At 43.6% G+C, this 12,108-nt stretch carries 9 protein-coding genes and 1 riboswitch; of the genes, 6 read left to right on the forward strand and 3 right to left on the reverse strand.

Annotated elements, in window-relative coordinates; genetic code table 11:
- Positions 1-36: 36 nt before the first annotated feature.
- Positions 37-1,776, reverse strand: coding sequence for an ABC transporter ATP-binding protein (locus P3X63_RS01170; RefSeq protein WP_026585634.1), 1,740 nt, complete (start codon positions 1,774-1,776; stop codon positions 37-39).
- Between the two features lie 168 nt (positions 1,777-1,944).
- Here P3X63_RS01170 and P3X63_RS01175 point away from each other — a divergent pair, with 168 nt between their 5' ends.
- Positions 1,945-2,589: a DsbA family oxidoreductase gene (locus tag P3X63_RS01175; protein ID WP_277692311.1), complete on the forward strand. Its 645-nt coding sequence runs from the start codon at positions 1,945-1,947 to the stop codon at positions 2,587-2,589.
- An 842-nt stretch (positions 2,590-3,431) separates the two neighbouring features.
- Positions 3,432-4,484 (forward strand): tellurite resistance/C4-dicarboxylate transporter family protein, encoded by a 1,053-nt coding sequence (locus P3X63_RS01180; RefSeq protein WP_277692312.1) that lies wholly within the window; start codon positions 3,432-3,434, stop codon positions 4,482-4,484.
- Positions 4,485-4,772: 288 nt separating this feature from the next.
- On the opposite strand, the gene P3X63_RS01185 is transcribed toward P3X63_RS01180, so the two are convergent.
- Positions 4,773-5,465 carry an aspartate/glutamate racemase family protein gene (locus tag P3X63_RS01185; RefSeq protein ID WP_077735839.1) on the reverse strand — a complete coding sequence of 231 codons (693 nt, stop codon included), beginning with the start codon at positions 5,463-5,465 and terminating at the stop codon, positions 4,773-4,775.
- A 455-nt stretch (positions 5,466-5,920) separates the two neighbouring features.
- On the opposite strand from P3X63_RS01185, the gene P3X63_RS01190 reads away from it, so the two are divergent.
- The 3 genes from P3X63_RS01190 (at position 5,921) to P3X63_RS01200 (ending at position 9,108) form a co-directional block, all read left to right on the forward strand.
- Complete coding sequence (locus P3X63_RS01190) at positions 5,921-6,745, forward strand: pentapeptide repeat-containing protein (RefSeq protein WP_277692313.1); 825 nt, start codon at positions 5,921-5,923, stop codon at positions 6,743-6,745.
- A gap of 38 nt (positions 6,746-6,783) precedes the next feature.
- Positions 6,784-7,491, forward strand: a complete 708-nt coding sequence (locus P3X63_RS01195; RefSeq protein WP_077735838.1) for a YjjG family noncanonical pyrimidine nucleotidase — start codon at positions 6,784-6,786, stop codon at positions 7,489-7,491.
- Between the two features lie 246 nt (positions 7,492-7,737).
- Positions 7,738-9,108: an amino acid permease gene (locus P3X63_RS01200; protein ID WP_026585640.1), complete on the forward strand. Its 1,371-nt coding sequence runs from the start codon at positions 7,738-7,740 to the stop codon at positions 9,106-9,108.
- Positions 9,109-9,356: 248 nt separating this feature from the next.
- Here the strand turns inward: P3X63_RS01200 and P3X63_RS01205 are convergent, their stop codons facing one another.
- Positions 9,357-10,571: a DUF5667 domain-containing protein gene (locus P3X63_RS01205; RefSeq protein ID WP_277692317.1), complete on the reverse strand. Its 1,215-nt coding sequence runs from the start codon at positions 10,569-10,571 to the stop codon at positions 9,357-9,359.
- Between the two features lie 86 nt (positions 10,572-10,657).
- Positions 10,658-10,742: riboswitch (cyclic di-GMP riboswitch) on the reverse strand.
- Between the two features lie 312 nt (positions 10,743-11,054).
- Here P3X63_RS01205 and P3X63_RS01210 point away from each other — a divergent pair.
- A complete protein-coding gene (locus P3X63_RS01210) occupies positions 11,055-12,050 on the forward strand; it encodes a zinc-dependent alcohol dehydrogenase family protein (protein ID WP_077735835.1) in 996 nt (331 codons plus the stop codon).
- Positions 12,051-12,108: the final 58 nt, after the last annotated feature.

The raw sequence follows: 12,108 nt of genomic DNA on the forward strand, positions 1-12,108 counted from the left end.
TTTATCAATTGAAACTCCTTTATATTCGAGGAAAACCTACGTCAACTGCCGCTCCGCAAACTCCCGATACAGCGCATGCGAAGCAACCAGCTCATGATGCCGTCCCATCCCGGTAATCTCGCCTTTTTCGATAAACAAAATTTGATCCGCGTTTACAATCGTCGAGAGGCGGTGAGCGATGACGAAGGTTGTGCGTCCTTTCATGAGGCGGGTGAGGGCCTGCTGGACAATGCCTTCGGACTGGCTGTCAAGGCTGGCTGTCGCTTCGTCCATCATTAAAATTTTCGGATCGCGCAGGAAGGCGCGGGCGATAGCGATGCGCTGTCTCTGTCCGCCTGAGAGCTTGACGCCGCGTTCACCGACTTCTGTATCCAGCTGGTTTGGAAACTGTTTGATGAATTCAGCGGCAAAGGCCATTTCTGCGACTTCCCATAGCTTCTGATCGTCAATTTCGCCGGCGTTGTCCAATCCGTAGCAAAGGTTCTCACGGATTGTCCCCGCCATCATCGGGCTGTCTTGGGAGACGTAGCCGATTTGGCTGCGCCACGATTTCATCGACAGTTCGTGAATGGGTGTGTCTCCGATTTTAATCACGCCTGAATCCGGTTCATAAAAGCGTTCGAGCAGGCCGAACATCGTTGTTTTCCCGCCGCCGCTCGGACCGACAAAGGCGATCATTTGCCCGGGTTCGACATCAAAGGAGATATTGCGCAGGACGGGTTCATCATGGCTGTAGGAGAAAGAAACATGTTCAACGCGTATCGGCTGATTCGCAATATCGCGTTCGATCCCTTTCTGTCCTGCCTCTTCTTCCGTATTGAGAATGTCGACAATCCGTTCTGTGGCGCCTTTTGCTTTTTGCAGCTGAGTAAAAAACATTGTAAATGATGTAATCGGAAAAATGATTTGAAAGAGATAAAGCAAAAACGCGATAAGCGAGCCTGCCGACATCGTTCCGTCGGCGACGCGGATGCCGCCATAGCCGATGATAGCAACGATGACAATCATGATCACAAGGTGCATGAACGGAGAGACGAGCGCAAAAATACGGGCTTCTTTCAAGCCGTATTCAAACAGCTTTGAAATCCCTGATAACCCTTTCATTTTTTCTGTCTCCTCCGCGTTGGATGCTTTCATCAGTCTGATTTCGCTTAATGTCTGCTGGACATTCCCCGTAAAGGCGGCGGTTTCATCCTGCATCGTTTTCGAGATGTTGTGCATCTTCATACCAAGCGGGATCATAATCACGGTTGTAATCGGAACGGCAATCAGCATGAGGAGCGTCATTTTCCAGTCCATGATCAGCAAAATGACAACGGCTCCGATAATCGTGATCATCCCTGAAATGAATTGCGGAAAATGGTCGGATATTAAGTCTTCCACGATGCCGGTATCATTGACAACGCGGCTGACGGTTTCGCCGCTCGTCTTTTCGTCAAAGTACCGAACGGGGAGTCGCAGCAATTTAAACCACATCCGCTCACGCAAGGAAGCGACGACTTTTTGCCCGGCATAGGCAAGAAAATAGGTGGAAAACCCGTCGCAAATCGCTTGAATGATAAAAACGAGCGCGAGGATTCCCGCTAAGGCGATGTTGATCGATTGGGCGGAAAAGCCGTCAACCATTTCCCTCGTTAAAAGCGGGATGGACAGCCCCACCAATGTCGTAATCAGGCTTGTGCTTAAGCCGATTGCTAATGCGAGTTTAGGGACGTTGGATGAGAGAATCAATGAGAAGAACGGTTTTATGCTGGTTGGTTTGTTCTCTGTTTTCATTTGCTTGCCTCCTTTCTGTAACGAATCATACTACGAGATAGGCGGCAAAAGGTTTCCAAGCCTGCCGTTTTTTTTATTTAACTTTAAGGTTGACAGATGAAAGAGGTGTAACTATTATTATTACATAATGTAACTTGTGTAGTTACAAATGAGAAAGGAACAAAAAACATGACCTTGAACATTAAAGTCTATTCAGATTACGTCTGCCCGTTTTGTTTTCTTGGAAAAGACCAGTTTGAGAAAGCGATCGAAGGGAAGGATGTTGAAGTCGAGTGGCTGCCGTTCGAGCTGAGGCCGCGTCCAACGGAGCAGCTTGATCCTTTAAACGATCCGTCAAAATTGGCGATGTGGGACGGCGCCATTAAGCCGAGAATTGAAGCGTGGGGCGTCGATATGAAGCTCCCGAATGTCTCTCCGCATCCTTATACAGATTTGGCCCATGAAGGTTACCACTTTGCGAAAGAGCATGGCAAAGAGAAAGCGTACAATGACCGGGTCTACAAAGCGTTTTTCCAAGAAGACCAAAATATCGGCGATATCGATGTGTTAACAACACTCGCCAAAGAAGCGGGACTGGATGAACAGGCATTTCATGACGCTTTGGCTGAAAGAAAGTATCAAGACGTACAGCGGCAGGCGCTAAGGCATGCCTATGAAGAAGCCGGAATTACAGCCGTCCCGACTTTTATCATCGGCAATGAGCGGATCGCCGGAGCTGCAGCTCGGGAAGTGTTTGAACAGGTAATTGAAAAGGAAAGCAAACAAAAGTCTGTTGACGGCTTGCAGTGCGATCTTGACGGAAACAGCTGCTAAGCAGGAATATGATCGATTTGAAGAACCCTTTAACAGGGTTCTTTTTTATACAGGAAGGAAGAGAGAAGACACGGTAAGGAGCTTCCGCTGGGGAGTTTTCGGAATCAAACAGAAGAAGGTTTGATTGATATCGACGAGATTGATCAAGGGTACGAAATGGCCAAAACAATATGCAGCAAGCTATTTGTATATGAGGCAACGGCTGTTTGCATCAGCCCGGAAATGACATAAGGGCGTTATTCAACTATACCAATTTAAATATTGCCGAGGACGAAGATATTGAAGTTTACTCTTGCTGGGACGTGAGGAAGACAGAGAAAAAGACGATCGCTTAGATGTATTCATTCATTTACAGGCTCTTCAGTTAGGCAAACATATCAAGCTGAATACACAGTAAATGACTTTGGTTTGTTACGAATAAGAATTATCGAAGATTAGTTGTTGTAAATATCATCCAATTACACTATCACCCTTAAATATCTTTATCCTTTGAAACCCGGGAGATTGTTTTTCTTTCAAATGTTTTAATGCTAAATTTGTTATTAGACATGTATGTTAATGATATAACTAACAGTTGTTCGTTTGTATATTTGTTATAATTTTTATATTAATCATCAAGAATGGAATAATTATTTGGAGGATTTTGTTTTAAAAAAGCTTGAATATAGTGTCTTAATGATGGGGGTATCGTTACTGATCTGCGCTTTGATAGAATTTGTTATCGCCTTTACAATTAATAAGCCGCCTGCAGGAAGTTTGGATCTACATTTCTTTTTATTAGTCGAGAAAAACAACATAAAACTAAGTTAAGGTTAGTGAAATAGTGAATTAGGAGTGAGCCTGTGTTACGGTATATAAAAATTCATTTAAAAGATTTATTTCCAGGATATTTTGCACTAGTTATGGCGACTGGTGCCTTGTCTATCGGATCTTACCTTCTTGGTATGACAATCTTTGCAAAGCTTTTGTTATACGTGAATATAGTTGCTTACATTGCTTTATGGGTGCTTACTCTCCTGCGCATTTATTTCTTTTTTCCAAGAATGCTAGTAGATATCACTAGTCATACTCGTGGACCCGGTTTCTTTACGTATGTTGCCGGAACATGTGTGTTCGGTAGTCAGATTATTGTCGTTACTGAACAATATTCAATTGCTGTCTATTTGTGGGTACTTGCAATCCTATTGTGGTTACTTATCATGTACACCTTCTTCACAGCTGTTACGATTAGAAAAAATAAACCTTCTGTCTCAGAGGGAATTAATGGTGCATGGCTAATAGCTGCTGTTGCAACACAGTCTATTTCCATCCTAGGTACGCTTCTTACCCCATATGTAGACAATGTAAAAGTTGCTGTTTTATTTTTTACATTATGTATGTATTTTCTCGGGTGTATGCTTTATTTAAATATTATTACGTTAATTTTTTATCGCTTTACTTTTTTAAAACTTGAATTCTCAGCATTAACACCACCATATTGGATTAATATGGGTGCGGTTGCAATCACAACATTAGCAGGCTCCACCTTAATTCTTCACGCAAAAAGTTGGTCCTTGTTAAGTGAGATTACTCCTTTTTTAAAAGGCTTTACTTTGTTTTTTTGGATTACTGGGACATGGTGGATTCCATTATTATTTATTCTTATGATTTGGAGACATCTGATCAATCGTTATCCACTTTCATATGACCCTCAGCTTTGGGGGATGGTTTTTCCGCTTGCGATGTACACAACAAGTACACTGCAATTATCAAAGGCATTAGACTTCGGTAAATTAATGATAATACCCCATTTTATGGTTTATATCGCAATCACAGCTTGGATTTGTGTGTTTTTTAGTCTACTGCAGCAAATTTATAAAAATGCACGAACCCATTACAAATTAAAAGCTAAATAGAAAGTTAACCTTTAACACAAAAGCTCGTTCGCAACAGAAATTACTGATGTTCACGAGCTTTTCACATATTACACACATAAATTATCAGAGAGCTTACTGACAAATATGTTAGCAGCCTTCTTGTGGTTTATGTTGTTCCCTTTCATCACACTTAAAGCAAAGATAGTCATGGTCTGAGAGTAATACCCCATTAAAAAATCCATTTTCACAATAAATTTCTTTTCCACAGATTTTACATTCACCGATATATTCCCTCAAACTAATACCTCCAATCTACACACTTTAAACTTAATCTAATCGTTCGACGAGAGTAGAGACATGGATAGCTGTTGTGTTGAATTGCGGCAGGGAGGTATCTGCCGGTTTAATAAGCATAGGGTGCTCCGTGCATCCTAAAATTAGACCTTCTATACGGTCCTCGTTTTCCATCCGATTGATAATATTTAGGAAAACTTCTTTAGTGTCCTCATTTACAATCCCGTTTTCCAATTCTTCAACTGTTTTTTCATGGATTAGCGCTTGTTCGTTTTCGGTGGGAACAATTACATTTATACCTGCATTTCGGAAAGGTTTTTTGAAAAAATCGTTTTCCATCGTGAAGCATGTGCCAATTAGTCCTACACTGTTTAGATGATATTGACGGACAGCCTGAACCGTTTCCTCAACAATACTGATCATAGGAAGCCGGGTTTGTTGGTTAACTTGTTCAAACACTATATGTGGAGTATTTGCCGAAATGGCAGCAAGTTCGGCGCCGGCCGCTTCTAATTCATTAACTGCCTTAGTAAGATAATCAATTAAACCTTGAGTGTTGTGTTCATCGATAAACGCAAACACTTTATACATATTGATGCTGTTGATGACAAGATGTGGTAAAACTTTATTGTTTCCATGTTTTTCTTGGTAGCCATTAATAATAGATTGATAATAATCAACTGTCGATTCGGGCCCTAAACCGCCGACCAAACCGATTTTAGCCATAAAAATCCTCCTTTAAACGTAAGTTCGACTAAATAGATAGGAATAGAAACCTTTAATACCTTAATTTTACTACACATCATTTTAATAGCAAATGAATAACTAACCATTAAGAGAGGATTACCAAAATGAATCGTCTTTTTAGATCCTTATATTTACTCAAAAGGCCATATGATTGCCATCAAAATGGACCGAGCGGATGTTGCGAAGATGTCGTGTATTGCTACTCAATCTTTTCTTTCTTTATCAGTGAAAGCGGAGACTTCAGTCGGGATCATTGCATGATGAAGCGGTACCTCGTCCATGTTCAGCATCTGCGATCCGGCGCCAAGGAGATTGATTTTAGCTGAGATGCAAGCCTTGCACATCACGTGCAAGGCTTGTTTCAATTCCCGATTGTATTTTTTCCAAGATCAGACTATGATTAAGCATAGCCATTTTCAGAAGGAAGTGTAAGTATGAACAACGACAGTATTCCCGGTCATTTAAGAGCGGACTGTGAGAATTGCTTCGGGTTGTGCTGTGTTGCTTTACCTTATGCAAAGTCTGCTGACTTTGCTTTTGATAAAGACGGAGGCGATCCTTGTCCCAATTTGCAGCCGGATTACAGGTGCGGCATCCATCACGATTTGCGGGAAAGAGGGTTTCGGGGCTGTGCTGTTTATGAATGCTTCGGCGCCGGACAAAAGGTATCGCAAGAAGCCTATCAAGGAAACGATTGGCGCGATCACCCGGCATTGGCGGAAGAAATGTTTGCCGTGTTTCCCGTGATGCAGCAGCTTCATGAAATGCTGTATTATCTGAATGAAGCGGTTCATGTAAAAGCGGCCCATCCCATTAAGGAAGATTTGCAGATTGCTATAGAAAAAACGGAATCCCTCACGAATCTGGATCCAGCATCACTTCTTGATCTTGATGTTCCAGGGCATCGGGCGATGGTGAATGACCTGCTTCTCTCGACAAGCGAATTCGTTCGGGCAAAAGCGAAAAAGCAGAACCGGCGGATGAAGATAGGCAGGGGAATCGATATGATCGGTGCCAATTTAAGAGGAGCCGACCTTCGGGGAGCGGATCTCAGAGGGGCGTTTTTGATTGCGGCTGATCTTCGAGGGTCTGATATGAGGATGGCGGATCTGATCGGAGCCGATCTGCGAGACGCTGACTTGAGCGGGGCTAATCTTTTGGGAAGCATTTTTCTCACGCAAGCTCAGGTCAATTCGGCTAAGGGTGATCGCAAAACGCAACTACCGCCTGCTTTAAAGAAACCTGGGCATTGGCTGTAGGGCACTGGCCAACAAAAGACAAAAGCGGAGGCATACCTATGAAAACGTATCGCACTTTATTGTTTGATGTCGATGACACACTTTTGGATTTCGGCGCCGCGGAAAACACCGCGCTGCGCCTGCTCTTTGAGGAACAAAACATTCCTTTCACAGATCAAATCAAAGCTGATTACAAAAGAATCAATCAGCATTTATGGCGGTCTTTTGAAGACGGCGGCATCAGCCGCGATGAAGTGGTGAATACCCGTTTTTCCCTTTTATTGAAGGAATATGGCTTGGAGGCTGACGGGGCGCTGCTTGAGAAAAAATATCGCGGTTTCCTGGAGGAAGGGCATCAGCTGATAGACGGAGCTTTTGACTTGATCGAGCGCCTGCGCCGGGATTATGATCTGTACATTGTCACCAACGGCGTTTCCAAAACACAGTATAAGCGCCTGCGTGATTCAGGGCTGTACCCAAGTTTTCAGGATATTTTCGTTTCGGAGGACACCGGCTTTCAGAAGCCGATGAAGGAATTCTTTGACTATGTGTTTGCGCGGATCCCTGATTTTTCCCCAGAGCAGGGGCTGATCATCGGCGATTCTTTGACGGCCGACATCAAAGGGGGACGGCTGGCGGGGCTTGATACATGCTGGTTTAATCCAGGCAGAAAAGCGAGTGATCCAGACATTGTTCCGACGTATCAAATCCAGCATCTCGATGAGCTGGAACAGATTTTAAATGTTGAGAGGAAGACGCCTGTTTGAGCATTGTTCAGCAGACGTTTTTTGTCTGGAATGATCTCAATATTATTCATATTAAAATAATATATTTTTAAACAGTCAATATATCAAAAAAGTGTTCTTCTGAAAAAAACAATTGTATTCACTGGGGGAATTTATTATGATAAAATAAGTAATTTGGAAATAAAACGATTAAATGATAATTTTCAGATTTTTATAACATAATAATGCGGAGTTCCAGATATTTGGCCGTAAAGAGGAGGAAATGAAGTGGCGAAGGAAGAACTGAAGCGGGGCCTGGGAGCGCGTCATATTCAGATGATCGCTTTAGGCGGCACAATCGGTGTTGGTTTATTTATGGGATCAGCCAGCACGATTCAGTGGACAGGCCCGTCCGTCCTGCTTGCTTATGCAATCTGCGGGATTTTTATCTTTTTTATTATGCGTGCAATGGGAGAAATGTTGTATGTCGAGCCCAGCACAGGCTCATTTGCGACATTCGGCCATCAATATATACATCCGCTTGCAGGGTATATGACCGCATGGAGCAACTGGTTTCAGTGGGTCATTGTCGGGATGAGCGAGATTATCGCCGTCGGTGAATACATGCAGTACTGGTTTCCGGATCTGCCTGCCTGGATACCGGGCATCATCGCGATGGCGATTCTTGGAGGAGCCAATCTGATTTCCGTGAAGTCATTCGGCGAATTTGAATTTTGGTTTGCCATGATTAAAATTGTCACGATCATCCTCATGATTATCGCCGGACTGGGGATTATTTTCTTCGGTTTCGGCAATGACGGACAAGCGATCGGTTTGTCCAATCTCTGGTCGCACGGCGGTTTCTTTGCAGGCGGCTTCTCAGGCTTTTTCTTTGCGTTGTCTCTTGTGATCGCGGCTTATCAGGGAGTGGAGCTGATCGGCATTACTGCCGGCGAAGCAAAAGATCCGCAAAACACGCTAAAGAATGCGATTCAAAGCATCATCTGGCGGATTTTGATTTTTTACATTGGTGCCATCTTTGTGATTGTTACGGTGTACCCTTGGGATGAACTCAATTCGATCGGAAGCCCGTTTGTATCAACATTCGCGAAAATCGGCATTACCGCGGCAGCCGGAATCATTAACTTTGTCGTGATTACGGCGGCTATGTCAGGCTGCAACAGCGGGATTTTCAGCGCGGGCCGCATGCTTTACACATTGGGTGTAAACGGGCAGGCGCCGAAGTTCTTTACGAAGATTTCCCGAAATGGCGTGCCGTTGTACGGTACGATTGCCGTTTTGATCGGCCTGGCCGTCGGTGTCGTGTTAAATTATATTGCACCGCCTAAGATCTTTGTGTACGTATACAGTGCGAGTGTTCTCCCGGGGATGATCCCGTGGTTTGTCATTCTGCTCAGCCATATTGGATTCAGAAAGGCGAAAGGAGCGGAACTCGACAGTCATCCGTTCAAAATGCCTTTCGCTCCTGTGACAAACTATGTGACGATCGCCTTCTTATTGATGGTGTTGGTCGGCATGTGGTTTAACGATGACACGCGGGTGTCTTTGATTGTCGGAATCATTTTTCTGGCGGTTGTGGCTGTCAGCTACTATGTGTTTAGGATCGGAAAGCGTTCCTCGACAGATGTGCAAAAATGAAAAAAGGACCCGATATGTTTTCGGGTCCTTCCAGATTGTTGACAAAATCCCAAAACGGCTTTTAGTTTTGGGATTTTGTCATCCTTCTTTCAGCGTGATTGAAAACCCTTGCAGTCTAGGAAGGTCGAGCATCGTAGCGGAGCGAATGTTGCAATTCGTGAGCACCGACGCGCAGGCCTGACAACGAATGCGAGGGTTTGTCGACACGCTGAGGGTCACACGTATTGTGTGACCCATTGTTTAAGATATTACTCTTCGTCTTCTTTTTCTTTTTCCTTAAGTGCCTTTTCTTCTCTTTTCTTGGCTTCTTCCCGCTGTTTTTCAGCGCGTTTTTCTGCTTCTTCGCGTTGTTTCTCTTGAGCTTTTCTAGCTTGTTCTTCTTTTTTCTTGGCTTCCTCCCGCTGCTTTTCAGCGCGTTTTTGCGCTTCTTCGCGCTGTTTCTCTTGAGCCTTTCTAGCTTGTTCTTCTTTTTTCTTAGCTTCTTCCCGCTGCTTTTCTTCTTGTTTTTTCAACGCTTCCCGTTGTTTTACTTCTGCATTCGTACGCGCATCTTTTTTATCTTCATCATCTGTTTTATTGTCGGAGTCTTCTTTATCCTCTTCATCTGCTTTACTGTCAGACTCCTCTTTTTCGTCTTTAACCGCTTCTGCCGTTTCTTCGTTGATTTCTTCAGCAGCATCGGCTTGTTCTTCTGCCAGCTCTTTATTCAATTCAAGAAGTTCCTCATTGTACTCTTTTTCATCCATTTCACCGGACGCCAGTTTTTCTTCAAGTTCGGCGCGTTTTTCCTCAGCCTTTTGCTCGATTTTCGCTAATTTTTTGTTGAGTTTCTTTTCTAACTTCTCTTGTGCTTTGACGATATTTTTTTGCAGCGCTTTTTTTGCTTCCGGATTGTTGATTTGATTTAACACGTTTTGCAGCGCGAGGATGTTAGAAGAAAATTGTTCTTCAAGCTGGTCAGATGTATCTTCTTGTTTGTCACCATCATCCATTGGTTCGGATTGCTCGTATTTTTCCAGTGCTTCCTCTTGAAGCTCAACGGCCTCTTCAAGAATGTCACGGGCTAATTCTTCCTGACCTTCCGCAAGCAGCGCCTCTGCTTCTTTGATGCGTTCTTCAGCGAAAAACGCCAGCAATTCAGCCTCTTTCACTTCATCAAAGGCCAGGGCCAGCTGGACATTTTCCATGAGTCTTTTTGAGAAATAGAAGAAATCATCAGGCAGAAGTGAAGGTATGTCCTCATCATTTACAGATGTTGATTGTTCGGTATCCGCTTCATCTGTGTTTTTCGTTTCTTCGGCCTCATTTTCATTTGTGTCTTGTTGAACGGTTTCTTCTTCTTGTCCGTCAGATTGGTTGTCCTGCTCTTCTGCAAAAGCTTGTCCGGTTCCAAATACAAAAGCGAGAAGTGCGGCGGCAAAACCGGTCGAAACAATCATGCGGCCTTTTTTGAATAACGACATAAAAAAATCCCTCCAAAACAAAGTTTTTGTAAAGGAAGAATCGCTGAATCCACTCTGTAAAAACGGAGTGTTGACCCGATTCTTCATTTGGCAGCCCAGCCACCGTAGTGAATACACCGTAGGTCTGTGACTTTGCGCCTCTATTTTTCAATAGATTTGCCTTTTTCAAAAGAGAACGGTTCATTTGGTTAAATCGTTCAACTTTATCAAAATGAGTATACATTAAAAAAAGATGGAGGAATAGGATTAATTATTTATATATTTGTAATTTTCTGTTTAATAGAATTATTTACCTTCTTTTGTATGATAGAAAATCAGTGAAGACGCGGGCAGCCAGAGAGGGATTTTGATCAATCGAGTTTCTTCAATTCTGTCACATAACCCGGTGACAAATTACGGTCAACTGACGGCCGTTTGCAAAAGCTGAACATGCTACAATCGTATTGAAAGCGGAAACATTTAAATATCGGGAGGTCTGCCAAGATGAAAGCACTTGTAGTTGAAGCACCGTTTCAAGCGGTGGTAAAAGAGGTGCCATATCCATCACCGGGTCCGAAAGATGTTGTAATTAAAGTTGAAAACATCGGAATATGCGGAACCGATATTCATATTTTCAAAGGTGAGTTTCTGTCACCTTATCCGATTATTCCTGGGCATGAATTTTCCGGAACGGTATATGAAACAGGCCAGGACGTGACTAATGTAAAAATTGGTGATCGTGTGACAGCTGATCCGTCTTTGTTTTGCGGTGAGTGTGATTATTGTTTAACAAACCGCGGCAACCAATGCAGCAATTGGGGAGCCCTTGGGAATACAACAGATGGAAGCATGGCCGAGTATGTAAAAGTGCCGAGCCGAAATGTCGTGAAGCTCCCTGATACAATGAGCTTTGAGGAAGGTGCCTTTATTGAGCCGATGGCTTGTGTTGTACATGGGATGAATCGGCTCAATCTCCAAGTTGGTGACCGGGTTATTCTGTTTGGCGCAGGGGCGATGGGGCAGCAGTTGATTCAGTCGTTAAAAATGGCGGGTGCTTCAGAACTTGTGGTTGTCGACATCTCTCAAGAGAAACTCGACATGGCGCTGAAGTGGGGCGCGACAAAAGGTGTGCTGAGCGAAGATCTTAGACCTGAGGAATTTCCGACCGGATTTGATGTCGTGGTTGATGCCACTGGAATTCCTGCCGTGATCGAAAATGCCTTTCAGTTTATGGGGAAAACAGCGACATATCTGCAGTTCGGTGTGACGGCGCAAAATGAGTCGGTACGCCTTGATCCCTTTAAGCTGTACAACAATGACTGGACGATTTTAGGATCGATGGCCATTAATTATACATTTTTACCAGCGTTCCATTGGGTGAAAGAAAAGCGGATTGAGGTGGAGCATTTGATCTCGCAAAAGCTTACGTTGGAAGAAGCGGTCGGCTTTTTAAGAGGACCGAGAAGCTCTGATTTGTTTAAAGTTCAGATTAAGATGTGAAGCTCCATTCCCCTGGTCATGAACAGGGGATTATTTTTCTTGATGATGCGGATGAGGA

The organism is Bacillus sp. HSf4 (genome assembly GCF_029537375.1).
Lineage (GTDB): Bacteria > Bacillota > Bacilli > Bacillales > Bacillaceae > Bacillus > Bacillus sonorensis_A.